Genomic DNA, 25,289 nt, shown 5'->3' on the forward strand with positions numbered 1-25,289 from the left:
CGCTCGGCATACCTGTCACGGAAGCCGTGGGATAAGTCTGTCCGGGGAAAGGGGAACCTCGGCAAACACGCGATTTGCGCAACATGTATAACCGCCCCTTGCGCAAGAGGGTAATTTGGATCTTTTTGACGCGTTGTCGGGTGCTGACATGTATCCGGCCACTGCTGCGGCCATCTTATGCCGCGGGCCACTATGGTGTTCGCAGATCAGGTCCAAATCAGCGCCGCGTGCTCGAGTGGCACATGTTGCGCAACTGGTTTTCCTGATCCTGTCTCGCGACCGTTGCGCCAAACGTCTCCTTGCCCTCTTTCGCTTCGACGTCTCGCGGCCCTCGACGAATTACATCGTTGGTGCCGGAGCCTTGTAGACGCTACCGTGAGCCATCAGGGCCCATACGATCCGCGCCATTTTGTTGGCCAGTGCCACCCGCACCAGCATGGTGGGCTTGCGACCGAGCATCTCGCCCAGCCAACTTCCAGGCTTTGCGCTGGTATGCACATTCCGTTTGATGATTACGCTATTGGCGCCGATGATCAGCAGCCGCCGCAATGATCGCTCTCCCATCTTGGTAGTCGCCCCCAGGCGTTGTTTGCCGCCCGTTGAATGTTGCCGTGGCACGAGGCCTAACCACGCCGCAAAATCGCGGCCTTTGCGGAAGGTCTCGGCAGCAGGCGCAAGTGTTGCAAAGGCCGTAGCGATCAGTGGTCCTATGCCGGGGATTGTCATCAAACGTCTGGCAAGATCATCTTCCTTGGCACGACGCGCGATCTCACCGTCAAGCTTGGTGATCTCTTCCTCCAGATACCGGAGCGACATGATCAAGACCCGCAAGGTAGCGACCGCTTCAGCCGGTAGTCCGCAGGCCGGATCCTCGACAATCTTGATCAACTTGGAAATGTTGTATCGACCCACTGAAAACCTGCTCATGCTACAAGGGAGAACGTAGCAATGAGTTTGACCATGGACGACAGCATCAAGCGCTGGACGGCGAAGCGTAAAACCGCGCTGGTGATCGAGATCATTCAGGGCAAGACGACGGTGGCGGAGGCCAGCCGGTCCTTCGACCTGTCGCCCTCGGAGATTGAAGGGTGGGTTGATGACGCGAAGCGGGGGATGGAGAATTCCCTGCGGGCGAACCCGCTCGACATCCGCGAGCAATACGAGAAGCAGTTGAAGGATCTTCAGGAGGCCTATGGCGAGGCCATGCTGGAGTTGCGCGCGCGAAAAAAATACCAAGCCCTGCTGGATGCACAGGGCGACAAATGATCCAGAGCATTCATCAGGGCCTTCTCGCTGAGGGTATCAAGATTCCGCTGACCAAGCTTTGCGCCTGGTTTGGGGTGCCGCGCCGGACGGTGTATTACCGGCCAACCAAGGCGGTTCCGAAGGTCGATCCGCGGTTCTCTGAGCCGATCAAGGCCATGATCGAGAAGGAACCGTCCTTTGGCTACAGGACGGTGGCCTGGCTGCTCGGCTTCAACAAGAATACCGTGCAACGTGTCTTTCAGCTCAAAGGCTGGCAGGTGCGCAAGCGGCCCATTGGCATGCGTCCCCGCATCGAGGCGATCCCGTCCGTGGCCAAGGCCCCGAACGAGCGCTGGTCGACCGACATGTGCCGGGTCTGGGCAGGGCGGGATGGCTGGGCCACACTGGCTCTGGTCATCGACTGCCACACCCGCGAGCTATTGGGCTGGCATCTGTCACGATCCGGCAAGGCTACGACTGCAGCCAGTGCGCTGGAGCATGCGCTCATCAGCCGCTTCGGAACCCTCGGCCGCGTCAATCACGCGTTCCTGCTGAGGTCGGACAACGGCCTGGTTTTTACCAGCCGCAAGTTCACGGCACTGGTCCGCAACTACGGGTTGAAGCAGGAGTTCATCACACCCCACTGCCCGCAGCAGAATGGCATGGTCGAGCGCGTGATCCGGACGCTGAAGGAGCAATGCGTCCATCGCCAACGCTTCGACAGCATCCAGCACGCAACACGCGCCATCGGCGACTGGATCAGCTTCTACAACAACCGCCGACCTCATCAGGCCCTTGCCATGCGCACGCCGGCAGAGGCATTCAAATTAGCAGCTTAACCTGAGCAGATTCCGCTGGGTCAATACAATGTTAGAGGTGCCCTGCGGCACGATCTGCCCAAACTCCGTGAGATGGCCACGGAACGCATTGATGAGCTGGGTGCGCTGACGGATCAGCACTTCGCGGACCCGAAAAACCATAGCTGAGCCCTGGGTCCGTTCGCTTTTCACCGGCACGAAGCGCATCGTTGGCCTTTGAGCCGCTTCGCAGATGGCCTCAGCATCGGCCGCATCATTTTTCTGCCGCTTCACGAAGGGCTTCACATAAGCCGGCGGGATCAAGCGAACTTCGTGGCCAAGCTTCCCGATCTCACGGCCCCAAAAATGAGCGCCGCCACAGGCTTCCATGGCGACGACGCAGGGTGGGAGCGCTGATAAAAAGACCAGAACCTGATCGCGCCGCAGCTTCTTGCGCAGAACGACCTTTCCAGACCCATCAGCGCCATGAAGCTGGAACACATTCTTTGCCAGATCCAGGCCGAGTGTAATAATCTCCGACATGACCGCCTCCCAAATGGATTATGACGATCCCACCTTGGCACAAAGATGCCGTCGGGGGGCGGTTACAGCATCAGAGCCGGTCATCCCAACCTTCTGTATTCGGCCCGGCCCGCTTCTCAGCGGGCCGAGGGGTATCAGGCCCGCACGACCAGGACGGGGATTGCGGAACGGGTGACAACCTCGGTTGCCTGACTGCCAAGCAACATCCGCTTTAGCCCGCGCCGCCCGTGAGAGGCCATACAGATGAGATCGCAACCAAGTGCCTCGGCGCGCTCTAAGATAGCATCAGCAGGCGTGGCATCGGGCACATGCAGGGCCGTTACAGAAACGCCCGCATGTCTCGCACGCTCTGCGGCGGCCTCAAGGATCCGCTCGGCCGTTTCACGCTGCGCCTGATCATAGCCCTCAAGCACCGCCACCGGCGTGTATGACCCGGCCCCCATCGCCGCTGCTACAATCGGAAAGGGTGGCGTCACTGTCAGGATCGTTACCGCAGCGCCGATGCAGGATGCCAATGTAAGGCCATGCTCAAGGCCAAGGCCCGCGTTCTCAGAGCCATCGGTGGTGATAAGGATGTGCTTATACATGAGAAACCTCTTGAGGTTGGGAGGAGGGATGCGAGGGCGCTTTTCGCGCCGCACCGAGATCATTGCGGATCGGATCAGCAAGGAGCCGTAAGCCGTTTAGGACCACGAGAACGGTGCCCCCCTCATGACCGATGACGGCAAGCGGCAAGGGTAGGTCGAAGAAGAGCGCTGAGATCATCAAAAGCACCATCATCGCCAGAGCAAAGCCAAGGTTCTGCCGGATGATCCGGCGTGTGCGCAAAGCGAGCTTCCGCGCGGCGGCAAGGCGCGTCATGTCCTCGGACAGCAGGGCGACATCCGCGGCCTGCAGCGCCACCTCGCTGCCCGCGACCCCCATAGCGACGCCGACATCCGCCCGGGCAAGGGCTGCGGCATCGTTCACCCCGTCGCCGACGAAGGCCGTTCGGCCTTTTTCCGCAAGCGCGGCAACCAGCCTCACTTTGTCCTCAGGCAAGAGCTCGGCGTTGATTTCCGCATCTGAAAAGCCAAGCTCCCGCCCGATCCGCTCGGCGACCGGGCGGCGATCCCCGGTCATCAGGGCCAGATGCGCCACCCCCGCCGCACGCAGTTGCGAAAGCCCGGCGGCAGAGCTTGGCCGCGGGCGGTCTGCCACCGTAACACCACCGATCAGCTGCGCGCCGCGGCCGATCCAGGTGACGGTTTGGGCAGAGGCCTTCAGCCGCTGAGCCCCGGCGGTATCGGCACGTGCCCCCATCCGCTCCAGCATCCGCTGGTTTCCGGCCCAGATCGGCCCCTCTTCGTCGATCCCGGTGATGCCTTCACTCGGATGGGTCACCACATCCCGAATGGCGGCGGGGGCAAGCCCCTCGGCCTCTGCCCGGCGCCGGATCGCGGCGGCGATCGGATGCTCGGACTGCGCCTCCAAACCCGAGAGCAGCGCCAGCATGCGCCCCTCGGGGGTCTCTGAGGTGAGGTCGGTGACCTCTGCAACTCCGGTGGTCAGGGTGCCGGTTTTGTCAAAGGAAAAGCTCTTCACTTCTGCCAAGGCTTCAAGCGCCGCGCCACCTTTGAACAACACGCCGCCCCGTGCCGCAGCCGCCAGCGCCGACAGCATGGCGGCGGGCACCGAGATCACCACGGCGCAAGGGCTTGCCGCCACCAACAGCACCGCAGCGCGGTAGAGGGCGTCGGAGGCGGAAGCCCCCATCCCCCAGAGAACAACAAAGGCCAGCGTGGCCCCCAAAAGCACGGCCACGGTGTAGCGCTGCCCGAACCAGGCGCTGAAGGTCTCGGACGGCGCGCGGGCGGCTTGGGCCTCGGTCACCATGTCGATCATCCGCGCAACGGTGCTGCTTTCGACGGTGGCGCTTGCGCGCATGGTCAGCACGGAATTGAGGTTGACCGTCGCCTCGAAAAGCTTCGCGCCGGGCGCCTTCGAGACGGGCATCGACTCTCCGGTGATCGTCGCCTCGTCGACCGTGCCTTCGCCGGTGACAAGCACGCCATCCACGGGCACGCGCGAGCCCGGACGCAGGACAAGCAAATCCCCCTCGCGAAGCGCCACGACGGGGATTTCCTCTGTCGCGCCCGTGGCGCTCAGCCGCAGCGCAGTCTCGGGGCGCAGCGCCATCAGCGCCTCGATCGCGCGGCGGGCGCGGCCCATAGCGCGATGCTCCAGCGTGCCCGATATGCTGAAGAGCGTGAGGAGAACCGCCCCCTCCAGTGGGGCGCCTACCGCAAGCGCGGCCAAAGCCGCGATGATCATCAACAGGTCGATGTCGAGCACGTGGTCCTTGAAAAGCGAACCAAGCGCGCGAAGCCCCGTTGGAAGCCCAGCCGCAAGATAGACAAGTGCCAGCCCTGCCGTGAGCCAGATCCCCGGCAGCACGAAGGTGCCGAAGAAGGCGGCCGCCATGCCGAAACTCGTCACGAGCGTGAGGGGAAGCATGAGGCGTTCTTCAAGGCTTGCTGGGGCAGTGCTGGGCATAGGAAGCTTCCTGTGTTGACACGCATGGGGCGGGCTCAGCGCATGACGAGCCGATAATTCATTCCGTCGAACGTCGGCCATGACCTAGATCAATTGCAATGATCTGGTTCACCCTACATTGTTACCGGAAATGTAAGGAAGTCGATGGCCTCGTCAGCGTTTCGATCCATCGAGCGCGGATGAGCGGTGAAGCCTTGGCGCGGCCTGGAACCTGCAGGGTCAGGTCGACAGTATGAAATTGGAGCGGGACGGCCATGACCTATCAGTCAGCCCATGAAGAAGTGCATTTCGTCAACCGCAGCGGTTGGTTGCGGGCCGCGGTGCTCGGCGCCAACGATGGGATCGTCTCGATCTCGGCGCTCATCGTGGGGGTGGCGGTCGCCAATCCTTCCGCAGAGGCGGTGTTGATTGCAGGCGCCGCGGGATTGGCCGCCGGGGCGATGTCGATGGCGGCGGGGGAATATGTCTCGGTCAGCTCACAATCGGATATTGAAGGTGCTGACATCGCCCGTGAGGCGCAGGCTCTGCGCGAGACACCCGCGGAGGAGGAGGCGGAACTGGCTTCTATCTGGGAGAGCCGAGGGCTCTCGCCCGCGACGGCAGCGCTTGTCGCGCGCGAGTTGACGGAAGCTGACGCGCTTGGTGCCCATGTGCGCGATGAACTCGGCCTCTCTGAGGTGCATAGCGCCAATCCCTTACAGGCTGCCTTTGCCTCTGGACTCACGTTCACTTTGGCCGGGGCCGTGCCGATGGTCGCTGCGCTCGTCTCACCCGCAGAAACTGTCGCCGTCGTGGTTACTGTGACGACGCTGCTGGCACTTGCCGTTCTCGGGGCTCTCGGGGCTTGGGCCGGCGGAGCCAAGTTGTTGCGACCAACACTGCGTGTGGTCTTCTGGGGCGGTGCCGCGATGGCAGTGACCGCCGCTATCGGGAAACTCTTTGGGGTCGCGGTCTAGGCAGACAGGGGGGCTATCCCCCCTTCTTGGGGATCTGGGGAAAGGTATTTTAGAGTTCAAAAGGGCCCGGCTTAACGGCTCTGGCATTGTCGAAGATTTGGCTGATGAAACGGCTGCCTCTCTGTCAGCGGCGGAGGTTTGGGGGATCGCCAGCCTGCACAAGCCCAGAGCTGAGGCCCTTGCCAATCCGGTGCGCGAGGGCTGACCAATTGTGGGCCTGATCGATTGTGAGGTTAGCAGCCAGCACTTTATCAAAGAGGTCCAGCCATATTGGAAACATCTCGGCGCGTATGTCTCCTGCCTTTTTGTGAACGAACATGGGGTTTCCATCGTAGCCCTGTTCGCGCAGGATCGCGTTACGCCAGAAAGACATGATCCTGCTTTCATGCTCTGACCAATCCGTGACGTGCCGTGCAAATACTGGCCCAAGAACTGGATGGTGGCGAATGTCTGCGTAAAAGCGCGCGACCACCACTCCGATTTCTTCGGCGGTAATCTCAAACCTACGCGCATTCATGCTGGCCCCCTTTCACCTGCCTCTGTGTCACGAGTGTTTCCTCTGCGCATGGCTTCTAACGTGACCCGGCCATCATAAGATTTATGAACTCACATCAGAGAGTGCCAGATCCGTTTATCAGATCTTGGCGGCCCGACGTGTAGCGGAATTTTCGCTAGATGAAATTGATCTGCGTCATATCTATAGTTTCGGATCCGTATGATCGTGCGCCTATGTCCCCGTCCTCGCCATAAGAGCACCCGGGGTCGGGAGGGTATTGTATGTCCAGCGTATCACGGCCCGCTGGTAGCGTCGGCATCGTGGTAGCTTTCCTTTAGGCGTTACCTGTTGCCGAGCATTCAGGCCGCTGAAGTGCTGGCGCGGGCGAGCCGCCCCGGCTTGATCATAAAGGAGTGAAAGGAGCTCTTCATGTCCAACACGCAGCGTTTTGAAGGTAAAGTTATCCTCATCACCGGCGCCGCCTCGGGTCTTGGGCTTGCGACCGCTCAGCGCTTGGCGACCGAGGGTGCCAAACTAGCACTCGTTGATCTGACGCCCGAAGGCCTGGCAGCCGCCGTGCGCTCGCTTCCTGCGGGATCCGAGACTGTGACTGTCGCCGCCGATGTGGCGCAGCTCTCACAGGTTCAAGCCTATGTCGCGCAGACCCTGCAGCGCTTCGGTCGCATCGACGGATTTTTCAACAATGCCGGCATCGAAGGCCGCCAAAACCTGACCGAAGATTTCGGGGCCGAGGAATTCCATCGGGTGATCTCGGTTAACCTCGACGGCGTGTTCTTCGGTATGGCCGAGGTGTTGAAGGTGATGCGTCGTCAGGGCCATGGCGCCATCGTGAATTGCGCCTCGGTTGGCGGCATTCGCGGGGTGGGGCATCAGTCGGGCTATGCTGCAAGCAAACATGGCGTCGTCGGGCTGACACGCAACAGCGCCGTCGAATACGGCCAGTTTGGCATTCAGATCAATGCAATCGCGCCAGGGGCGATTATGACACCCATGGTTGAGGCCTCGTTGCGGCAAATGGGGGGCGAAGATTGGGAAAGCGTGGGCAAGACGTTCGTAGAGCCGAACCCGATGCGCCGGTTCGGTAAGCCGGAGGAAGTCGCCGCGCTGACCGCGTTTTTGCTGTCGGGCGAGGCGCAGTTCATCAATGGAACCGTGATTGAGATCGATGGCGGGCAGTCTAACAAATATTGATCCGCAAGCGCGCCGCCGAGACTGAGCGGGGGCGATAGGCGGCGCCACTTAGCCCAGACCGGCCAGCGCGGGGTTACGCGCGGCAAGGCGAGCTGCCAAAGGGTCGGAGACCAAAGGACAAATGGAGAGCGATATGAAGTGGACTTTGAGTGTCGGCTTGGGCGCAGCGGGGCTGGCCGTGCTGGCAGCCTGCGCGCCGCTACCCCAGAACAATCGGGCCGAGTCCGATTTCGCGACGTATTGCGCAGGCTGTCATGGCGCGGATGGAGCGGGCATCGCGGGGGGCAAGGCCACCAATCTGACTACGCTGTCGAGCAAGAATGGCGGCACCTTCCCGCGTCTTCAGGTGATGGGCAAGATTTACGGCTATACGATGGGCCGATCCGCTTCGGACATGCCCGAATTCGGCCAGTTGCTTGAAGGTGAAAGTGTTCCTTTTGATGCAGGTGATGGCACAATTACCCCCACCCCCAAACGCTTGGTTGAGCTAACGCGCTATCTAGAATCCATCCAGCAATAGGGCCCACGCCCCTACGGACCGATATCTGTGCGGCCTTCTCGGCATCGCTGACCTCATCGAAGTCGGCCGCACCGATAGTGTCAGAGCCATTTATAGTGCCTAGGGTCAGGAATCATAACCAGAACAATACGGTAGCTGCGAGGATAATTGCCTTTAGCAGGATGCTGAAGAAGTCGGACGCCAAGAAAAATCTTACTGCCTTGCCGTCTAGATTTTGAAGTATGCGAACTAGCCAGTCGGAGGTAGCCAGGACTGCCTGATCGGTTAGCAGGAAATTCAAACTAGTAATCGGTGCCTTCAACGACCTTTGGGCCCGAATAATAAGCCAAAATCACCTTATTTTATTGAATTTCTGCATATAATTTACCAGTTCCAAGTCCATCATCGCAAGTGGCCGGATGGTGATATTGTAGCAGCATACTTTGCACGGGTGAGTTCGACGCAATCTGGCGCAACAGTAAAAATATTCTACTGGCCTGACTATTTCAGCAGCCTGTTAAGACAGCAGGGTTAGCCCTATGCCTCCGAGTGCCGCGATCATCACGACCAACCAAGGCGCGGCTTTCCACGCCACCAGAGCGACGAAGCATGTCAGCGCAAGGGCCAGGTCCCCCATATTGCCAATGGCGCTGGTGAAGACGGGCGAATAAAGCGCGGCCCCCAGAATGCCAACACCTGTTGATTTCCGTCGAGACGTGACCGGGTCACGTCTCGACGGAAATCAACAAAGTGCTTGATGAGAGCCCCGATGACTATCGACGCCTATCCAATCTATAATCACTTGGGTGGTGTGCTGGATGATGCATAAATGGTGGTGGCGATCGGCCTTTCTCGGATCAGATGCGGGAAAATAATGCCTCAAAACACTAATATTTAAGTTCCATCAATCGCTCCCGAGGCCAGAGGTTTCTGAATGTCACATTCTGCACTGAATATGGCGCAATTTTAGCCCGCCGGATGGCTGCCCCGACGACGTTAGGGCTTTGCCCCGTTTCCTCCGCCAGCATCCCGACCGTTGTAAATTTGGCTCGAAAATCACGGATGTCGTCTTTCTTTACGCGCCATTGCCTCTTGCGGCTCAATGGATTCACCACCTCAGTGGCTGAAATAATCCCTAAACTTATCAAGGCTGTAAGATCGGACATTTCGCGTATACCAACTGCACGTCCAAACTCGGCCAGGGATAAGGAGGCTGCCATGAGCTGGCCCTCCTCCGTATTCAGCCTTACCTCGGCAATCCATTTGTCGACCGACGCAGTCAGGGCCCTGATCGCATGAAAACCGACCTCGCCCTCAATGAGGCCAATTTGAATGGCACCCGACAACGCCGCCCCGACGAGGTTCGATAAAGTTACTCGCTTTGACACTGTAATACTGACCAGTCTTGCCCATGCATCATCCGCAGGATCAACGCCGGGCACGGCAATATCGTAGAGCTTCTCGACGAATTCCTGACCGTCCCTAATCAACCAAGGCTGGCGCAGCTCTTTTATCTGCGTGCGTGGTCGTAGGAGGCCTTCTCGCACCAATATTTCAAATTCTTTCCTAGTTGCGCCGATAGCTTGGCGCATAGCGGATTGGCCGACTAGGTTTGCCACATCTTCCAAGAAGGGAGCAAATTTTTCGGCACTGAACAGTTGCCGCCCCAAAGGACGTGGATCATCTGCTTCAATGGCACCGGCTTCCACGAGCAATGCAGCCATCTTGTCGGCACGAATGTTCACCTGCACAGCAGCGGTCGTAACCGAGTGTGTATAACGCTTCTCAAACCGGGTGCCGAGGATGACTTCTCCCTCTGGAAACGGCCAACTTCCCATGATTACGGCTCGCATTATATCCCGGAACGGATCAAAGCTTGGCTGCCCCCCCAGATCGTGCCCAAGTCTCGTATAAAGATCACCATAAACGCTGCGGAGTTCACCCGCTGCTGATGCCTTGCCTGCGGCAAGTTGCTCAAGAGCTGCTCGAAACCCGTCCGGCCCAGCCTGCAATGTAGAGAAGCCAGCGACTAAAGCTGTTCTGAGCAATCCGACGTCTTGCTTCAAATCGGTTAAGCTGTGTCCGATTATCTTGGCTCCGAGCAATCGCGAAACCGTCGTCACGGTATCGATCGAGAATTCGTCGATCCAGTTCTGATCCTTTTGCCCCATCAGACGAGCTTCAAGCCAATGATCATATGGAGCGAGGGCTATGCGCGGCATATCCAATTCTTGGCTCTGGATCCGCTGCGCCAATTGTTGAAACTGCGCCGCGGAGTCCAACCGCACCTTTACGATATCGTGGCTCCAGAGCGGAACAAGAAGATGCCCGTGTTCTATGCAGGTCACGCAGTCACGGAATTGCCAGTGACCTCGTAGTGCCATGAGCTCAGCCGCTGTGCCATCAACCGACATATCCTGCCGCAAACAGACAGGGCAGCCGCGGACGGTTGGCGAGCGTAAAGAACGGGACCCAAATGTTTCACCGCGATAAGTGATCTTGATGTCGCCGCTGCGTATGCCTGTCCAAGAGAGCATCTCGTCCATTTGGGGGACCGAGAGGTTTGCCCATTTCAACAGCCCCTCGCGCATCACGTCAGGAAGTTCCAAGATGTTTCTAAACTGCACACCTAAGTCGCGCGTGTATTCCAGCACCGAAACGCCCCGCGATGCGGCGACCCGCCCCAAGAATGATGGGAACGTCTCGCGTGGTTTCGGGGTCACAAACGAGGTCAAACTTTGTCCTCTCACGGGAATTGGCGGGCTGGAATCTGCGAAGTGGTTAGGATCGCCCAAGCTTGCAGGCGATGCGCGGGGAACTCAAGTTGATCCTGGAAGACGGGGCAAAGGTTGATCGGCTGCCTGATGGCATGCCCTTCCATCAAACCTGCACGGCCTATTGGAACCAGCTTCCATTCTACGGGGTAAGCCGCTTCTTTCCGTCGGAGCAAAGTTGCATTGACCGGGTGCGTGATGTCCGGTGGCCCGCAGGGCCTTGCTGCCTGCGCTGCGGGAGTGCGGTGCTCACATGGGTTGCCTCACGATGCCTTTTCCAATGCGCAGACTGCCGTCATCAGTTTTCGGTCAAAACAGATACTGTTCTGCATCGCAGCCGCCTGCCGCTGAGAACGTGGTTCCTCGCCACTGAGATAGTGATCGAAAGCTATCGCTTCATCAGCAGCCGTGATTACGTCACCGCCAAACACCTTGGTCGAACATTCGGCATTTCCTACGAGACGGCATGGCGTTTGAGGCAGACGGTGCTGAATGATCTCAAGAGGCGCGACAGCCTGCTCGCAGCCGTCGTCTGCACTGGGCCGCACCCCTACTGAATGGTTGGATTAAGCCTCATTGGCGCTTGCCTGGTCCAGCAGAATTCATCTTTGTCTTCGCAGCTGTCTTAAGCCGATAACTTCTCCACAGATTACGACCGAGCCCCCTCTCCCCGATGAGAGCGGGGTGCGCTAATTTATCTCGTGTAGCCTGCAGACGAGGTTTTCGAATGAATGAAATCGACTAAGCGTCTGAACTCAAATCAGGGTTCAGAACGGGTAAGCCGGAAAAAAGATAAAGGTGTCTTTTTTCCGTAAGTAGCTGAAATATTTTGATATTGACTCCCCTTTGCGGGTCGTCATCTAGGCCCCTTTGGCTGCGCTGTGCCTCGGCACTGCATGGCCTTTTGCATCAAAAAAGCGCGCCGCATGTCGCGGCGCGCTGTAAAGGCGGGACGAAGATCGTCCGATATCTGTCGCCACAATAGAGCCCGATAACGGGCCGTGGCAACTGGTCTTTGTCCCGCAGCAACACAAAAACTCCGCCGTTTCGGCAGGGGATGGAGAAGGCATGTCTGAAGGGATCAAAGATCACGACGAATGGGCCTATGGCTTGCCCAAGCTGGAGCGCGCGCCCGTAATCGAGCTCCCAGAGCTGGGGCATATCTTGCCTTTTGATGGTGTGCGTAATCCGAGCGGGCGGAGCGCCTCGTCACATAAGTCGTTTTTCACCTACCGCACTGAGGCGAATGGATGGGTGCCCCGGCTCGGGATGACCGAGAGCGCAGCTGAGCTTGCTGTTGCCCTTGAGGCGCTGTTGGACCCCAACCTCTACGATTTGAAGTTTCAGCCGCTGACTGTCACCTATCTGGATGAGAATGGGGTGTCGCGTCGCTATACCCATGACTTGCTGCTCGTCTTTCGGGATGGGCATCGCAGGCTCGTTTTTGTGCGCAATGAGGCCAGCCTCCTGAAGCCGCTTACCGAGCGTGCCATCGAGGCAATCGCGGCTGCCACGCCTAACCACGCAGCAGATGACCTGATCATCGTAAATGCCAGCGACTATACGCGGCAGCGGCGCGAAAACCTGTTTCGCCTTCATCACATTTCTTGGGAAAGGGATGCGGAGGCCGATCAGGTCGTGATGGACATCCTTGAGTTCCGGCAAGGCGACGTATTCATCGCCGAGCTGATCCGTTCAGCTGCTACGATCTCTCCCGACAGGGCATTTCGCGCCTGTCTTCGGGCGATCGCGCGTGGCGAGCTGCTGGCAAACCTCGACAACGTCATCTCGGAACTCAGCAAAGTGCAGAGGGCCTAGATGGCACAGGAGCTTAAATATCATTTTGCTGCTGGGACTGCCCTGACGCTGAATGGTCGAGAGCAGATCGTCACGAGCACCGGGGAAAGGGGTTATAAGCTCTGGGATCCTGAAAACGGACAGGAAGACTTTTGCCCGTTCCCTGTGCTTGTCGAGCAGTTGAAGCTCCCTGGAGTGCGGATTACCCCGCCTGTAGATGAACGCTCCAGCAGCCTTCGGTTGAAGAGCGTCACTTCGCATGTGGCCTGCAGTGATTACCAGCAGAGCCTTGCTAAATTCCACCTTGCGCTATGCCGTGCAGCACATGAGTTTCAGGCGCGGCAGCGGCGCGAGCTTGGGAAACCGTCCTACCGAGCGTCGGAGGCGGAACTGGATAAACCGGCAGCCCGTGCGTTCATTGCGGATGCAGCCAGCAGGCTCCTTGGCGAGAAAGTTCATGCCACTAAGCCGCGGGGTGGGAAGCATCAGGGTTGGGTCCTCTATGCCGGCCGGACGATCCGTAAATATCTCTCGACTTACGAAGAGCTGGGGCCGAACGACGATCCCTTGGACGCTTTGGTGCCCCTCGACCATTTGAAAGGACGTCGTGAGAACAGGCTGCCGCATAGGCTGTATGAGCTCATGCAGCAGGCGTGGGAAGAAGTCGGACTGAAATCCACCAAGCCGTCCGTTGCCACGGTGTTGAAACACCTGCAGCTCCTTGTTCACCGCGAGAACATGGTGCGTCAGCGCAATGAGATGCCGCCGCTGATCATGCCCTCGTCCGCGACCCTTAAGGCGTTTCGCAATGACCTTCTTACCCCTGCCGCGGTTGCGATTGCCGAGGGCGGTGCAAAGCACGCGCGCAACAAACTGGGACGCGGCAGCACGGATATCCGTGCGATCTTCCCTGGTGAATACGTTGAAATCGATGAGTGCAAAGCCTCGCTGATCGTCTCTTCGAAAGCCAAGGGGCATTGGGAAAAGCTTACCCCTGCGCAGCGCAAAACACTTGAAGAACTGGACGAAGAGGTCAGGTCTCGCTTCCATATCCTCGTGATGATCGATGTTGCGACGCGGATGCCGTTGGCTTGGGTCATCAGTGACCAACCTAAGGCTGAGGCAACCATCGAGCTGATCCGGATGGCGACCCGCAGCAAGCAATATGAGGCTGACCTTTACGGATGCGAGTTGTCAGGTGCTCCGGCGATGGGTCTTGGTCATATCCGCAACGACAACGGCACTGGGCTCCGCAATCGACAGACCGTCGAAGCCATGGTGCGCCTTGGAGCCACGAATACGATCACCCGCGCCTACAACTCGACCGATCGCCCTTATATCGAGCGCATGTTCGGCACGTTGGAATCCACTCTTCTGAATACGCTCCATGGATATACCGGGCGTCGGGCGGGTCACCTGACTGGATATGATGCCCAAGCCTCAGGCGTGATCAATGTTTCTGAACTCTACGGTATCTTGAGCCGTTTCTTCATCGATGAATATCCCCGCATGCGTCATTATGGTGTCGGCATGCACGGCCGGCGGCCTGTCGATGTGCTGAACTCGCTTGTCCACACGCGGGGTCTCTTCACGCCGATTGATCCGGTTCGCCGCCGCATGGTGCTGGGCGCCCAGCAGGTGGTCACGCCGACCGATGAGGGTGTTTGCGTCTTCGGGGCTCTCCGGTTCAACTCAGACGAATTCCAGCGCTTGAGGGACAGTTATCAGTTCCCGCGCAAGGTCAGCGTATTCGTCGATCCGGATGATCTGAACGTCGCCACCATCGTCTTCGAAGGGGCTGAGTATCCGGTGGACGTCCGCCTCCAGATGACTGAGCTCGCCGACTTGAACCTCAAACAGGTTGTCGATCTGCTGCAAGTCTGGCGCAAAGAAGACCCCCGCGCGACGCAAATTCACGAGGATCGTCTTTGCCAGCTCCGGAAGGACCGGCACGAGATGCTCCAAAAGATGGAGCTCGAGCGCAACGTGCCTCGGAGTTACTTCACGATCGAGGAGCTCAGGAAAAAGTCCGAGGCGGTCATTGCAGGGGCTGCGGTCCTGCCCTCAGCTGCCCGGAATGCTCAGTCCCCTAACTGGACTGCACCTGGAACGGTCACTCAGGTCGGCGCACCGCGCGGCATGGTCTTCGACATCTCCGGCGGCAACCGTCCTTTGGACATGTCGGCTGCCGACCCTGACGCTGCTGAGGACTTCAGCCTGATCCGTGGTGAGGCTGCCCATACGTCCAAACGCACCCAGGGCAAAAGCGCCCCTAAGACGCGGCGCAAGGCCGAGCCCGACGAGGATATCTATCGGCCCATTGTCCCGCCCAAGATCACCGAGGAGTTGAAGTAATGACGTTCATCAATATGGCTGTCGTCGAGGCGGCTCAGCCCCTGAAGAGTGCTCACTATCGGTTTCCGCGGGCGGAGCTCCTGCGGCGCATGCTGAGCGAATGCCTGACTGATTATTATCTTAAGGCCTCCATCGGACAGCCTTTCGAAGCGCGCGGCCTCTTGGTGACGGGCAAATCACGGGTAGGGAAGACCCGCGAGCTGGAACGGATGATCACCGAGTTCAATGAGACGAAGACTGCGATGCCGAACGGCAAGCCTGCGAGCATCGTTCAGTCCCGCCTCAGCGGAAAGGTAACCTCATCAAAGGACCTTGCCGTTAAGGCCCTTAAAGCCTTGGGGTATCCTTCCATGCCTCGTGCCACTGAGAATGAGATGTGGGAGCGTGTTCACCAGCAGGCCGCCCATCTGGGCGTCATCGGGATCCACTTCGACGAGGCCCAACATGCCTTCACTGAAAGCGGCCACGCGGCCAATGGTGTTGTCCTCAATATTTTGAAAAAGATCTTGAAAGACATGAGCTGCCCGATGATCCTGATCCTCTCTGGCGTGCCGGTTCTGGGCGAACACATCGAGATGGAGGAACGCGGCGAGGACCGGCTGCAGTTGCGCTATCTGCTCAAGGCTATTCATTTTGATCTGATTAATTTCAAGCGTGACCGCGAAGCCCTCATCAAGCTCGTTTTCACTTACGCGAAGAAGGCCAACATCGACTTCCAGCCCTTGTGTGATCCGAAGTTCTTCCACCGGCTCGGTCATGCAGCTGGATATCGCTGGGGCATCGTGATCGAGCTGTTGATTGCGGCGCTCACCGCCTGTCTGGTTGAAAAGGAGAAGGAGATTTCCATCAAACATTTTGAGCAGGCCTTCAACGAGGTTTACGGCATGACCACGGGATTTACCCCCTTCACTCTTCCCGACTTCCTCCATGCTTTCGACGCGGAAAAGCTCATCGATCAGCTCGACCGTAAGCACTAAGCCTCCAACAATTCGTGAAGGTGGCCCGCCTCTGGCGGGCCTTTTCATGTCCGCATGCAGGGCAAGGGCCCGGGACCGGAAGTCAGGTTCGCACGCTTATGCTTCAGATGCGCATGCTTATGGTTTTTAGGTAGAAACCTTCAGTGCAGGTATCTGAAATATAAGGGAAATTATGGGGGCGGATTTCGAATCAAATCGGGCCTCGCACTCTTATGCTTCGTTATCACCTGTAAAATCAATGGCAGGTGTCCCGCTTTTCGAAGCTGCGGGACACTTTACCATTCGAGCGATGCCAGAGCCTGCATCGCATCCTCCGACAAAACGCGCCGCTGGGCGCCCCGCGTATAGATCTCCGAGGTCTTCGCCTGGCTGTGCGCCATGATGGCCATGATTTGATGCTGGGAGCATCCCGCCTCGGCCAGCAACTCAGCCACGGCCTTGCGGATACCGTGGGCCGAGCGGTCGGTGAGGCCCGCGGTGCGGCACCATTTGCGCACGCGATTGCGCAGACCCTCGGGAGTGGTGAAGGGTTTGCCGGCCTCCGTCAAAAGATAGGTCGGGCCCTGCAAAGAGGTCGCGCGGGTGGCTCGCAGCAGCGGGCCGAGAATCGGGATTGTGACCCTGACTGAGCCCTTCTTCGCGGGTTGCCAGTCGAGCCAGAGCATGCCGTCACGCTCAACCTCATGCTGCGGACCAAGCCAGATCGCATCCGAGATCCTGCAGGCCGTGAACATGTGAAGGGTCAGCCAGAGGTGGGCCATGGTGCCGAGGGGGTGAGCCGAGCGGAGCCGGCGCAGATCCTCCGTTGTCCAGGCCTCAGCGCCGCCCTGAGAGCGGTGCACCTTGCTAATTCCCTTAACGGGGTTCTGGCTGATTTCTCCGCGCTCCACAGCCCAAGCATACATCGCGCGGGCTGTCTTCATCATGTTGTCAGCCTCAGCCGGGGTCGCGATGAAGGCATCGCGCAGCCGCACGAAGGCCGCGGTTGGCGCATCTATATCGAAATCGCCGTAGCGCCCGTCACCATCGTCAAAGTCGCAGATCCGCCGCAGCTGGGAACGGCGCTGCTTCAGCGTAAGGGGTGAGGCGAGCTTCGCAGTGACCAAATTTTCCAGATGCGCGAGGTATCCCTGCGCCAGCCAATCGAGCGATCTGACGACGAGCTTCACCGGTATCTCCGGCGAATAGACCACGCCCGCTCGGGCAGCCGCATAATATTCCCCAAAGAGTGGGTGATCCGGCGGGACCGGAATGTGGATCCGCCGCTCTGCTCGCCGCGCCACGCGGACGCGGTAACGAAGCGAGCCGTTGCGATGGCGCTCAATCAGCAGGCCGGGGAAGTTCACTTTCATGGCTGTTTGCGCCATTGACGCGGCGCACCCGGAGCAGGGGCGGGAGCGGTATTTTCAGCGGGTGGCGTCGCGCTGATGATGATCCGCCCCTCGGGGGTGACCTCCATCTGTCCGACCGACAGGCCAGCCTCTTTCCAGGCGGTGATGACCCGGCGCATAGCAGCCTCAGTGGGGCGTGGTGAGCGCATTGCGTTGGTCTCCTTGGTTTGCGCTTCTCTCACAGAAGCGTGGTTGCTTGTGTCTGCGGATGGAGCGGGCGGCGTCAGCGACGGGGCATTCTTGATTGAAGCTCTGACCCGGGGTGTGTGCCGCAAGCCGTTCGGCCCATTCCTTCACCTGCCGAAGCTGCGCAGCGCTGATGCAGAAGCCGTCCGGGGCAGTCACCCTCTCAGCCAAGTCGAGTATCTCCCTTGCTGCCGCGCAAAGGGCCGTATCCCGCTCTCCGGCAAAGCGGCCCCACTTCGGGCCCACCTTGTAACTGCTGCCGGCGGCGGAGGCTGACCACATCCAGCGGCCGTCTGTATGCCGATGCAGTTCGATGCGCGCCAGCGGCCAAGCCATGCAGGGATGGGGCAGGGTGAGGGTCTCATCTGGCGCGCCCTGAACGACTTCGCCGTACGGATCGACCGGAAGACGCACCGGGACGGGGTGCCATAGATCGAACATGCTGAACTGCTGGCTCATGATGCGCTCCAGAGGATGATGCAGGCCAGCACGGCCATGGCTGCGACGATCACCAGCGCGGCGACAGAGGGCACGGGGAGCATGTCTTGATGCTCCTCGCCCGCGTCAAAAAGGCTGCGGCGTCCTCTCATGTTTCTCCCCTCAGTCTGGCCACCGCGTCCTGCGTGATGGCGATGTAATCGCGGTCGCTGCCGTAGTGGTCCTGCCAGAGCGCCTTGTCCTCATGGATGGCGATCCGGCCTCGATCGAACTTGCCTTGGTGATGGCCATCACAGAGCGGGATGGCTTCGCGGTCGGGCGTTTTGTCCTGCCCGAAGCAGCCGCAGATCGTGTGGTGAGCCTCGGTCGGGCTCTGCTGGTGAAACCCGAAGGCGTCACAGATCACGCAGGGCAAGCGGCGCACATCAGCCAGATACTCGCGGTCGATCTTGCCCTGCCGCTGCCGGCGCGTGGTGCGTCTCTCGCGGGTGATGCCTTTGAGGCCGCGAGGGGCGGCCCCAGTCAGGTTGCCCGGGTGGATGCTCAACGGTCCCTCCTGCCCAGATGCCAGGCCCCGCAGAAGCGGCAGTGATATGGCTCTCGCGGGACTGCCCGCTCTGGGGCCCGGCGCCCCTTTTTCCACTTCGGTGCCCGGGCATGGGCCACGTCGAGCGCGGCTGCCTTGCTCTTGAAGGACTGCTTGTTCAGGCACTGCGCCTCGATCGGATTGGCATTTTCGACGAAGGCGGAGTGCTTGCCGAGAAAGCTCATGCTGTTCCTTTCATCGCCTTGGGGTTCGACCAGCGCACGCTGTGCCGGTCGCCGTATTCCGTTATCGTGGTGATCAGATCGGCCATCTGGCTCTTGCTCAGGCGGGAGCTGTGAAAGCCGAGGGGGAAGGGGCCTGACCCGTCGAGGCCCTCCGCGAACTTCACCTGATGGCCGAGTGAGTGCATGAAGGCGCACTTCCATGTCTCAGCAGTCCAGTGGCGCCCTTCGGGTTTGGCGCGGGCGATATCGCTGAGCAGGCACCACATGAGGGCGTTCTGATCGAGGTTGCGGGTCGCCTCTTTGATCGTCACCACCGCATCTGCCGGTGCCCGCTCGATCAGGGCTTTCGCCAGATCCCGCTGGCGGTCGCCGCGTATGATGATGGTCTGGCTCATCGGACGGCCTCCCAGACGCGCAGCTCGCTAACGCAGAGTGTTGAATGGCGCAGCACGGTTTCGTAGATGGGTGGAAGGCAAAGGGGGTGAATATTTTGAAATTTTATTCGGTTTATCAAAGCCTCACGAGCCTCGGATTCATCTTCCTGCTCGCCTATACAGAGCGCTGGCAGGAGGCAAACTGGCCGGAGGGGCGGGTGGTCTATATCCATCCTTGGATCCTGTTCCTTGCATGGGCGCTGCTTGGCTTCACCCTGATCATGGGCGTAGCCGGACGTTGGGCACCCGGGCTTTCCGAGCGATCGGATCGGCTTCTTCCGTATACTTCCTGGGCGCTCCTGGTAGTCGCAGTCCTGATGGCGATGTTCATGCCCGGGCCTTATGGGCCCTGATTGCGGACAGGGCTCTCCGCAATCGCAGGTGATCTGACAGAGAGCCATCAGAACGGGATCTCCGTGTCGAAGCCATCGGCAGAGCCTGAACCGTTCCCCTGTGAGCGTCCACCGCCGTAGCCCTGATCCTGCTGGTCATAGCCGCCCTGTTTGTCACCGCGCTGGCCACCGCCCATGAAGGTCAGCTCCTGCACGCGGATGCCGAGATAGGCATTGCCCTCATGCACCCGCACGGTCGGCGTGCCCTGCAGCGTCAGCTTGCTGCCTTTGACGATATGGAGCTCAAGGCTCTCGGCGCGTTTGCCCCAGAGGCTGCAGTCGTACCAAGTGCTCTCGCGCTTGTTGCCCTGAGCGTCCTTGCCGTTATCGACGGCCAGCGAGAAGCCGAGCACGGCGTCCCCGCCTTGAGTGCGGCGCAGGGTGGCGTCTTTGCCGACATTCCCGGCAATGATGAGCGTCTGCATTACTGTGCCCCTTCGTTGTTTGTGGTTTCATTTGCGGACTGCGAGAGGCGGGCCTTCGCAGCGTCCTTCGCGTCGATCACCAACTGATGCCCCTGCACGGCGCGGGGCAGGTCGCCCCAGATCGCTGCCAGCCGGTCGAGGGTGTCAGCGCCGCTCAGCGCCTTGATGGCCATGTCTGCAGCAGTCGGGCCGGGATCGCGGGGCGGCTGGCGCTGTTCCTGACGGGGCGGGGCCTGCTCGACTGGTGACCCATGATCAGGGTCATCCTTATCGCCGGTCGGGATTTGATACAGCGCACGCTGATACTGCTTCAGGGCGTAGGACTGCGCTGAGCCCGCTGCCTGCGCCCCGCTGCGGATCACTTCGACAGACCGGCGCACGGTGGGCAGAGCCTCTCCACTGGCGTGGTAGGTGGTGATGGCGAAGACATATCGCGCCCAGTGCGTCGGGCCGTACTTCCCGGCCTTCTCGAAGTTATCGACCGACACCTCGTCCATGAGTGTGATGATGCCGTTAGCCGCGCAGACTGGCCCGGTCATTGCGAGGAAGTCGTCAACGCTCGCGAACTCGTACTTCTGTTCGGTGTTCTTGTTGTCCTTTGCCAGGCGCTTCATTTCCCCCATCGCCTTTGAAATGGCGGTGAGAATGGCAGAGCCGGTGACAGGGGCCGCAGATACGGTCTGGATTGGCGTCAAATCGCTCATCACACCACCATCGGCAGAAGGAATGCGAGCACGACCGAAAGCAGGCCGAAGCCAGCCGCGAAGCCGAGCAGATCCCAGAAACCAACGGCAGGCTGCTCAACAGGGCGCACCGGGTCGCGGCTGAGAACGGTATCCATGTCCTCAGCCGTGGCCCGGCCTTCTGCGGCGCGGTCGAGGTCAGTGATCAGGGCTGGGACGGGCGCAGCGGATGCGCGGTCAACCGGGGCAAGGAAAGTCATTGGGATATCCTTTGCTGGAATGGGGTGCCCGCTCGGCCCGATGTGGGACTGGGAGGAGGAACCGAGCGGGCTAAGCGCGGGGGAGGGCCGCGCTATGCGAATTCAACGGGTGCCGGAGCCGAGGCAGTAATCGCAGCTGTGGATCACGCCGCTCTCGCCCCGGACGTAGTCGTAGTGGTCCTGAACGATGCGCTGGCCGTGGCATTGGGGGCAGGGGAGGTCGCCGGGCTGGAACCCATCGCGCGGCGGGCCGTTGTGCTTATCAAGGAGGGCGTGAAGCCTCGTCGCGTCCTCCTGCTCCCAGATGAGCCTCTGCGCATCGATGTCCGGCGAGCGGTCATGCCAGGAAGGGCGCGCATCTGTTGTGGGGTCTGCGCGCCAATGTTTCATGCCGCAGCCGTGGTGATGATCGGGCTGACCCCGAAGCCGAGAAGCTCAGCCAGTTCCAGAAAGCGGTCGCGGGCCTCGTTGCGTTTGACCTCGGCCCAGTCAGAGCCAGCGGCCTCCAGCCAGTAGGCCGCACTCGCCGCAGCGGCCAGACGCTCTGCCGCGTATTGCGCCTTGGTGAGGTTGCTGCCCATCAGTGCACCCGGGTCGGCTGGGCCTCGACAGGAGCAAAGCCCCGGAGGCGGTTGTGGCCGATCACGGTGAGCGGCGCGGGCAGGGGTTCAAGCTTCACCGGACGGGCGGTCGGGAAGCGGTATTCTTCAAGCAGAGCGGCGCGGATAACGGCGCCAGCCGGGGTTACAGAGAAGTCGGTCTTGCGGGGCATTTCGGATCTCCATCTGGGGTGTCAGGCGGCTCATGTGTCGCGCCCTGATGAGATCAGGATGCACATTATGCATCATTGCGTCAATACTTTTTATGCATAATGTGCATCATAATTTTACGGATGTGTGGAAGCAAAAAGCCCCGCGCGTGGCGGGGCTTCGGTGTCAACACTGGTGTCTGAAGATCAACCCTTACCGAGATCGTTCAGGATTTTGTGGCCCCGCTCCGTCATGCAACGATCAATAATCCGGCGCGGCCCGCCATGTGCCAGCTCGGTATCGGTAGCTGCTACACCGGCTCCTGCACCGTAGGCAGCCCCCGCAGCGGCATAGTTACTGCTGTCGCCGATAGCCGCACCTGCAATTGCACCAATCAAGATGCCGGCCATGATGTTGGCTCCCATCTGTTCCTGCTGGCGTTTCGTGTAATCTGCCTCAGCTTGCTTTGCTACGCTCCGGCAGGCAGTCAGATCGCGTTCGAATTTTGCAGCGTTGGTCCTGCCCGGATCCACAACCGGCCGGTATTCTTCCAGCGGCTGCACGCAGCCTGCCACGAAGGATGCGGTCAGAACTACCGCCATCGTTTTCTTAAGCATCAACGTTCACTCCCATGAATTCACAGATCATCACGCATCCGTGACGTGCGTGGAAGAGGAATTTTTCAGCCTATGCATGCTTCCAAACAACAAAAAGCCCGCCGGAGGGCGGGCTGGCAGGGGCATGTTTGGGAAGTTCATTCGGCTGGGAAAGTGCGCTTCCGGGCGTGAAGGTCTTTCATCTCCCGTTCAAACCTTTTGGTGTCCCATTCACCGTGCAGCATCACCCCCATACCGATGAGGAAGATCACGAACGGCGCGATCACGTCGAACCAAGTCATTTCTTCACCTCCTTCTTAAGCTTACGGAGCGGCCTCTGAGCGGCGAAGTGCAAGGCCACACCCAAAGCAACCCAGACCGTCCACATAGGGACCCATTCAAAGATACCAGAGAAAGGTGGGGCTTGGTATAGAAATTGATCGATGCGGTTGGGGGTCGGGTAATGTGTCTCCATCTCCAGGAGAAAATCCACCGTGCCAGCCGGAAGCTCAGCCCCAGATGGCTCCACATTATCGGGGGGAAGCGGCACGGTATGCCAGCCGGCAAATAGCTGCCCCTCCGCGAGCGGGCGAAGAAAGGCGAAGCCGATCAGGCCGATGCTCAGTGCGTTCATAAAATTCGCCCGCATTTTGACCCGCTCATTGTGCGCCGCGATCAAGTCAGGAACCGCTTCTGTCTCTGTCATACCTTTTCCTCGCATAAGCGGTCCAAGATCATAAGCACGATCACTATCGCCATCCAAGAGTGAGCTTCAAACGGTGCTTCTTTCAGTTGACACCCCCGCACCTGTTCCTGCTATGTTCTCAATATCGAGCCGGGCAATGACACCGAACCGCCAGCATAAGCTGCCGCATGACCCGATCTGCAGATTATGGGCTCCCGCGCCAACGGGAGTGCTTATTTTTCAAAAGATGGAGTTAAAATGCGCAGTTATGGCAGGCCACGAAAAAACCCAACCCCGTCACGGGAGGTTGGGTTTGCACAAAAGCTCTCAGGACTCACAGACGCCCAACTGATTTGGTTTATTCGTCGTGCTCAGGAGGAAGGGCTGCTGCCTCTTCCGCAAGCTTCATCAGCAGCCTGCGCCCACGCTCATCAGCGTTACGGTATGCTCTGACCAGGGCTATTTCGGCGACATCGCGATCTTCGGCAAAGATATCCTCCAATGTGACGCCCAGCACTTGGGCGCAAAGCTTGTAGGTATCCAGCTTTGCCGTGTGATGCATGGTTTCAGCACGCTGAATTGTCGACTGATCAACGCCAGCCAGCGCGGCGAGTTCGCGCTGTGACATCTTTCTGGCGGCTCTGATGTGTTTCAAATTCATGCATAAATCATGCATCATGTGCATGTGTGATGCAAATGCACCACGTGCATTAATGCTGTTGACTGATTGATGCATATTGTGCATCTTAATCCTCATGTCGGATTTCGCAAAATTTCTCGAAGAGAACGGCCTGTCTCACCGCGATTTTGCGCGGTCCGTCAGTGTTGACCCCAGCATTGTTTCTCGACTTGCGGCAGGGAAAATGATCCCCAGCTTGCGTCTTGCGGCGCGAATTGAGCGGCAAACCCGCGGAGCAATTCAGGCGACAAGCTGGGTTAAAGACGAGCCTTCCTCCTTTCGGGGTGGTAGGTAATGTTGCACAACATGCATCACAGATGGCGGTTAATCGGCCATTTTCAAGGCCGCAGGCCGCAACGGGGCGCTTAAGTGTGGGCCCTTGTCGCCTCTGCCAAGCGCCTAGCTGCCGTGGTTATCGGCTGCCCGGACTGCTCTCAGAGCAAAAGCAGCGCGGCTATGTCTGGGCCTGTCTCGCCCACGTTGACGCTGTCGAACAGCTTTGGTCCGACCGTCGATCTGGGACGCCGGGCCGAGCGCCAGTGCAATCGCAATCCCGATCTGGTGGCCCGGTATCTCGACCGTCACCAGATCCTCGCCAAGGTTCGTTGATATGACCGCGCGCCAGTCACCTGAGCGTAAGGTTCACCTTGCCGTGCTGGGCTTCCTTCGGAGCGTCCTGTTCGGCAATCCGGTGATCCACCACAGCCCGAATGAGTTTGGCATGGCCGGCGCCGCAGTTGCCCGCCAGATCGCCAAGCACAAGCACCTCGGCATGGCCGTGGGCTTTCCAGACCTCGTGGCTTTCACCTTCCACGGCCCCCTGTTCTTCGAAGTGAAGGCTAAGGGCAACTACGCCACCCCTGAGCAGAAGGTTGTTCACGCCGAACTCTCGCGCCTCGGCTACCGCGTTGCGGTGGTTAAGAGCATCGAGGACGTGCGTGCCAAGCTGGCTGAGTGGGGCCATCCCGACCAAAGAGACTGAACCCCACGGGGAGGTTTTCCCATGAGCAGTGCACCTTTCATGCAGCTCTATGTCGGTGACTATCTGGCCGACACCCTGCACCTCACCACCGAGCAGCACGGGGCATACCTACTCCTGCTCATGACGATGTGGCGCAATGGCGCAAGCCTGCCGAACGACCCGGCGAAACTGGCTCGCGTCTGCCGCGTCAGCCCGAAGCGCTGGCAGCAAATCTGGGCAGAGATCAGCGAGTTTTTCGCGATCGAGGGTGAGGTAATCACCAACGCCCGACTGACGAAAGAGCACCAAAAAGCGGTTTCGATATCGCAGGAACGGAAGACCGCTGGAAAGAAGGGCGGAACCGCTAACGCATTGAAAAACATCAATGCGCGGGAAGCAATTGCTACAGCCGAGCTTAAGCATAGTCAGATATCAGAACCAGATATCAGAGAA

At 59.5% G+C, this 25,289-nt stretch carries 35 protein-coding genes and 2 pseudogenes; 14 read left to right on the forward strand and 23 right to left on the reverse strand.

The features are described 5' to 3' along the window. Nucleotides 1-339: 339 nt before the first annotated feature. Nucleotides 340-909, reverse strand: a pseudogene (locus tag EP867_RS15875) (IS110 family RNA-guided transposase); the annotation flags it as partial. 51 nt (nt 910-960) lie between these two features. Here EP867_RS15875 and EP867_RS15880 point away from each other — a divergent pair. After that, nucleotides 961-1,266, forward strand: a complete 306-nt coding sequence (locus EP867_RS15880; RefSeq protein WP_241656935.1) for a transposase — start codon at nt 961-963, stop codon at nt 1,264-1,266. Then, entirely contained in the window at nt 1,263-2,084 is an 822-nt protein-coding gene (locus EP867_RS15885) for an IS3 family transposase (protein WP_128490460.1), read from the forward strand. Before EP867_RS15880 ends, EP867_RS15885 begins: the two co-directional genes overlap by 4 nt. 27 nt (nt 2,085-2,111) lie before the next feature. Here EP867_RS15885 and EP867_RS15890 read toward each other — a convergent pair. From EP867_RS15890 to EP867_RS15900, 3 genes and pseudogenes are all read right to left on the reverse strand, one after another. Beyond that, nucleotides 2,112-2,585, reverse strand: a pseudogene (locus EP867_RS15890) (IS110 family RNA-guided transposase); the annotation flags it as partial. Between the two features lie 134 nt (nt 2,586-2,719). Further along, complete coding sequence (locus EP867_RS15895) at nt 2,720-3,172, reverse strand: universal stress protein (RefSeq protein WP_124965255.1); 453 nt, start codon at nt 3,170-3,172, stop codon at nt 2,720-2,722. Beyond that, on the reverse strand, nt 3,165-5,120 hold the full coding sequence (locus EP867_RS15900; protein WP_128490461.1) for a heavy metal translocating P-type ATPase: 1,956 nt from the start codon (nt 5,118-5,120) through the stop codon (nt 3,165-3,167). The genes EP867_RS15895 and EP867_RS15900 overlap by 8 nt, the downstream gene beginning before the upstream one ends. A gap of 254 nt (nt 5,121-5,374) precedes the next feature. Here EP867_RS15900 and EP867_RS15905 point away from each other — a divergent pair, with 254 nt between their 5' ends. Next, complete coding sequence (locus EP867_RS15905; protein ID WP_038068518.1) at nt 5,375-6,076, forward strand: VIT1/CCC1 transporter family protein; 702 nt, start codon at nt 5,375-5,377, stop codon at nt 6,074-6,076. Between the two features lie 124 nt (nt 6,077-6,200). On the opposite strand, the gene EP867_RS15910 is transcribed toward EP867_RS15905, so the two are convergent. After that, a complete protein-coding gene (locus EP867_RS15910) occupies nt 6,201-6,593 on the reverse strand; it encodes a group III truncated hemoglobin (protein ID WP_128490462.1) in 393 nt (130 codons plus the stop codon). A gap of 408 nt (nt 6,594-7,001) precedes the next feature. Here EP867_RS15910 and EP867_RS15915 point away from each other — a divergent pair, with 408 nt between their 5' ends. Next, the gene (locus tag EP867_RS15915; RefSeq protein ID WP_128490463.1) at nt 7,002-7,784 is read left to right on the forward strand and encodes a glucose 1-dehydrogenase; all 783 of its coding nucleotides are present in this window, start codon (nt 7,002-7,004) and stop codon (nt 7,782-7,784) included. Between the two features lie 133 nt (nt 7,785-7,917). Continuing rightward, nucleotides 7,918-8,304 carry a c-type cytochrome gene (locus tag EP867_RS15920; protein ID WP_128490464.1) on the forward strand — a complete coding sequence of 129 codons (387 nt, stop codon included), beginning with the start codon at nt 7,918-7,920 and terminating at the stop codon, nt 8,302-8,304. Nucleotides 8,305-9,170: 866 nt separating this feature from the next. On the opposite strand, the gene EP867_RS15930 is transcribed toward EP867_RS15920, so the two are convergent. Next, nucleotides 9,171-11,018 (reverse strand): TniQ family protein, encoded by a 1,848-nt coding sequence (locus EP867_RS15930; protein ID WP_164888902.1) that lies wholly within the window; start codon nt 11,016-11,018, stop codon nt 9,171-9,173. A gap of 71 nt (nt 11,019-11,089) precedes the next feature. Here EP867_RS15930 and EP867_RS15935 point away from each other — a divergent pair, with 71 nt between their 5' ends. The 4 genes from EP867_RS15935 to EP867_RS15950 all read left to right on the forward strand — a co-directional run bounded on the left by EP867_RS15935 (nt 11,090) and on the right by EP867_RS15950 (nt 16,186). Further along, nucleotides 11,090-11,614: a transposase gene (locus EP867_RS15935; RefSeq protein WP_241656936.1), complete on the forward strand. Its 525-nt coding sequence runs from the start codon at nt 11,090-11,092 to the stop codon at nt 11,612-11,614. Between the two features lie 511 nt (nt 11,615-12,125). Continuing rightward, the gene (locus EP867_RS15940; RefSeq protein ID WP_128490467.1) at nt 12,126-12,875 is read left to right on the forward strand and encodes a hypothetical protein; all 750 of its coding nucleotides are present in this window, start codon (nt 12,126-12,128) and stop codon (nt 12,873-12,875) included. Next, nucleotides 12,876-15,209, forward strand: coding sequence for a DDE-type integrase/transposase/recombinase (locus EP867_RS15945; protein ID WP_128490468.1), 2,334 nt, complete (start codon nt 12,876-12,878; stop codon nt 15,207-15,209). It begins immediately after the preceding gene. Then, nucleotides 15,209-16,186, forward strand: coding sequence for an ATP-binding protein (locus EP867_RS15950; RefSeq protein ID WP_128490469.1), 978 nt, complete (start codon nt 15,209-15,211; stop codon nt 16,184-16,186). Before EP867_RS15945 ends, EP867_RS15950 begins: the two co-directional genes overlap by 1 nt. Before the next feature lie 275 nt (nt 16,187-16,461). Here EP867_RS15950 and EP867_RS15955 read toward each other — a convergent pair whose 3' ends face one another. The 7 genes from EP867_RS15955 to EP867_RS15970 are packed head-to-tail and all read right to left on the reverse strand — an operon-like array spanning nt 16,462 to nt 19,367. Beyond that, entirely contained in the window at nt 16,462-17,538 is a 1,077-nt protein-coding gene (locus EP867_RS15955) for a tyrosine-type recombinase/integrase (protein ID WP_128490470.1), read from the reverse strand. Further along, nucleotides 17,535-17,696 carry a hypothetical protein gene (locus EP867_RS19880; RefSeq protein WP_164888903.1) on the reverse strand — a complete coding sequence of 54 codons (162 nt, stop codon included), beginning with the start codon at nt 17,694-17,696 and terminating at the stop codon, nt 17,535-17,537. The genes EP867_RS15955 and EP867_RS19880 overlap by 4 nt, the downstream gene beginning before the upstream one ends. Nucleotides 17,697-17,703: 7 nt before the next feature. Continuing rightward, nucleotides 17,704-18,222 (reverse strand): hypothetical protein, encoded by a 519-nt coding sequence (locus EP867_RS15960; protein WP_128490471.1) that lies wholly within the window; start codon nt 18,220-18,222, stop codon nt 17,704-17,706. Next, a complete protein-coding gene (locus EP867_RS20460; protein ID WP_277749369.1) occupies nt 18,219-18,353 on the reverse strand; it encodes a hypothetical protein in 135 nt (44 codons plus the stop codon). Before EP867_RS20460 ends, EP867_RS15960 begins: the two co-directional genes overlap by 4 nt. Further along, nucleotides 18,350-18,748 (reverse strand): Ref family recombination enhancement nuclease, encoded by a 399-nt coding sequence (locus tag EP867_RS15965; RefSeq protein ID WP_164888904.1) that lies wholly within the window; start codon nt 18,746-18,748, stop codon nt 18,350-18,352. The genes EP867_RS20460 and EP867_RS15965 overlap by 4 nt, the downstream gene beginning before the upstream one ends. Further along, nucleotides 18,745-18,972: a hypothetical protein gene (locus tag EP867_RS19885; protein ID WP_164888905.1), complete on the reverse strand. Its 228-nt coding sequence runs from the start codon at nt 18,970-18,972 to the stop codon at nt 18,745-18,747. The genes EP867_RS15965 and EP867_RS19885 overlap by 4 nt, the downstream gene beginning before the upstream one ends. Next, on the reverse strand, nt 18,969-19,367 hold the full coding sequence (locus EP867_RS15970; RefSeq protein ID WP_128490473.1) for a recombination protein NinB: 399 nt from the start codon (nt 19,365-19,367) through the stop codon (nt 18,969-18,971). The genes EP867_RS19885 and EP867_RS15970 overlap by 4 nt, the downstream gene beginning before the upstream one ends. A gap of 44 nt (nt 19,368-19,411) precedes the next feature. Between EP867_RS15970 and EP867_RS15975 the strand changes: the two genes are divergently transcribed. Then, nucleotides 19,412-19,759 (forward strand): hypothetical protein, encoded by a 348-nt coding sequence (locus tag EP867_RS15975; protein ID WP_128490474.1) that lies wholly within the window; start codon nt 19,412-19,414, stop codon nt 19,757-19,759. A 47-nt stretch (nt 19,760-19,806) separates the two neighbouring features. Here EP867_RS15975 and EP867_RS15980 read toward each other — a convergent pair whose 3' ends face one another. The 10 genes from EP867_RS15980 to EP867_RS16020 form a co-directional block, all read right to left on the reverse strand. Then, nucleotides 19,807-20,223: a single-stranded DNA-binding protein gene (locus tag EP867_RS15980; protein ID WP_128490475.1), complete on the reverse strand. Its 417-nt coding sequence runs from the start codon at nt 20,221-20,223 to the stop codon at nt 19,807-19,809. Then, nucleotides 20,223-20,927, reverse strand: coding sequence for an ERF family protein (locus EP867_RS15985; protein ID WP_128490476.1), 705 nt, complete (start codon nt 20,925-20,927; stop codon nt 20,223-20,225). The genes EP867_RS15980 and EP867_RS15985 overlap by 1 nt, the downstream gene beginning before the upstream one ends. After that, nucleotides 20,927-21,166, reverse strand: coding sequence for a hypothetical protein (locus tag EP867_RS15990; RefSeq protein ID WP_128490477.1), 240 nt, complete (start codon nt 21,164-21,166; stop codon nt 20,927-20,929). The genes EP867_RS15985 and EP867_RS15990 overlap by 1 nt, the downstream gene beginning before the upstream one ends. A 102-nt stretch (nt 21,167-21,268) precedes the next feature. Then, the gene (locus EP867_RS15995; RefSeq protein ID WP_128490478.1) at nt 21,269-21,556 is read right to left on the reverse strand and encodes a hypothetical protein; all 288 of its coding nucleotides are present in this window, start codon (nt 21,554-21,556) and stop codon (nt 21,269-21,271) included. Then, on the reverse strand, nt 21,553-21,747 hold the full coding sequence (locus EP867_RS16000) for a hypothetical protein (protein WP_128490479.1): 195 nt from the start codon (nt 21,745-21,747) through the stop codon (nt 21,553-21,555). Before EP867_RS16000 ends, EP867_RS15995 begins: the two co-directional genes overlap by 4 nt. Continuing rightward, a complete protein-coding gene (locus EP867_RS16005; RefSeq protein ID WP_128490480.1) occupies nt 21,747-21,938 on the reverse strand; it encodes a hypothetical protein in 192 nt (63 codons plus the stop codon). The genes EP867_RS16000 and EP867_RS16005 overlap by 1 nt, the downstream gene beginning before the upstream one ends. 183 nt (nt 21,939-22,121) lie before the next feature. After that, on the reverse strand, nt 22,122-22,532 hold the full coding sequence (locus tag EP867_RS16010; protein WP_128490481.1) for a glycine zipper family protein: 411 nt from the start codon (nt 22,530-22,532) through the stop codon (nt 22,122-22,124). Between the two features lie 137 nt (nt 22,533-22,669). Then, nucleotides 22,670-22,813 carry a hypothetical protein gene (locus EP867_RS19890; RefSeq protein ID WP_164888906.1) on the reverse strand — a complete coding sequence of 48 codons (144 nt, stop codon included), beginning with the start codon at nt 22,811-22,813 and terminating at the stop codon, nt 22,670-22,672. Beyond that, nucleotides 22,810-23,217, reverse strand: coding sequence for a hypothetical protein (locus tag EP867_RS16015; protein ID WP_128490482.1), 408 nt, complete (start codon nt 23,215-23,217; stop codon nt 22,810-22,812). Before EP867_RS16015 ends, EP867_RS19890 begins: the two co-directional genes overlap by 4 nt. Nucleotides 23,218-23,554: 337 nt before the next feature. Further along, nucleotides 23,555-23,941, reverse strand: coding sequence for a helix-turn-helix transcriptional regulator (locus tag EP867_RS16020; protein ID WP_164888907.1), 387 nt, complete (start codon nt 23,939-23,941; stop codon nt 23,555-23,557). Nucleotides 23,942-23,951: 10 nt separating this feature from the next. Between EP867_RS16020 and EP867_RS20540 the strand changes: the two genes are divergently transcribed. The 4 genes from EP867_RS20540 to EP867_RS16035 all read left to right on the forward strand — a co-directional run. Beyond that, nucleotides 23,952-24,170, forward strand: a complete 219-nt coding sequence (locus EP867_RS20540; RefSeq protein WP_124966188.1) for a helix-turn-helix domain-containing protein — start codon at nt 23,952-23,954, stop codon at nt 24,168-24,170. A 161-nt stretch (nt 24,171-24,331) separates the two neighbouring features. Further along, nucleotides 24,332-24,484, forward strand: a complete 153-nt coding sequence (locus EP867_RS19895) for a hypothetical protein (RefSeq protein ID WP_164888908.1) — start codon at nt 24,332-24,334, stop codon at nt 24,482-24,484. Nucleotide 24,485: 1 nt separating this feature from the next. Continuing rightward, nucleotides 24,486-24,857 carry a VRR-NUC domain-containing protein gene (locus tag EP867_RS16030; RefSeq protein WP_128490484.1) on the forward strand — a complete coding sequence of 124 codons (372 nt, stop codon included), beginning with the start codon at nt 24,486-24,488 and terminating at the stop codon, nt 24,855-24,857. A 21-nt stretch (nt 24,858-24,878) separates the two neighbouring features. Beyond that, nucleotides 24,879-25,289, forward strand: a 411-nt coding sequence (locus EP867_RS16035; protein ID WP_128490485.1) for a YdaU family protein, incomplete at its 3' end; no start/stop codon positions are given.

Source organism: Falsigemmobacter intermedius (genome assembly GCF_004054105.1).
GTDB lineage: Bacteria > Pseudomonadota > Alphaproteobacteria > Rhodobacterales > Rhodobacteraceae > Wagnerdoeblera > Wagnerdoeblera intermedia.